Raw genomic sequence first — 293 nt, forward strand, 5'->3', positions numbered from 1 at the left:
GCATCGACGCTCACCGCGCCCTGGGTGGGCTTGCCGGTCACTGCATACGTCAAGCTCTGGCCCCCAGGGTCGGTGAAGTTCAGGGCGCCGGTGACCACCCCGGTGCTGGTATTGGGGGTGGCGACGGTGGGGGTGCCGGCGACGGGTTTGTCGGCCAGCGGAGACACCGAGACGGTGACGGTTTCTGTTGTCGAGTTCGTTCCGTCGCTAGCGGTGACGGTGAAGGTATCGGTCGTGGCGTTGGTCGCCGCATAGCGTGCCGTCGCGGCGGGGGTGTAGGTGAAGTTGCCTGC

1 protein-coding gene is annotated in these 293 nt (G+C 67.2%); it reads right to left on the reverse strand.

Going from position 1 to position 293, the window contains the following annotated elements; translation table 11 throughout:
* Positions 1-293, reverse strand: a 293-nt coding sequence (locus CG716_RS29470) for a VCBS domain-containing protein (protein ID WP_207760822.1), incomplete at both ends; no start/stop codon positions are given.

It is taken from the genome of Mycolicibacterium sphagni (genome assembly GCF_002250655.1).
Taxonomy (GTDB): Bacteria; Actinomycetota; Actinomycetes; order Mycobacteriales; family Mycobacteriaceae; genus Mycobacterium; species Mycobacterium sphagni.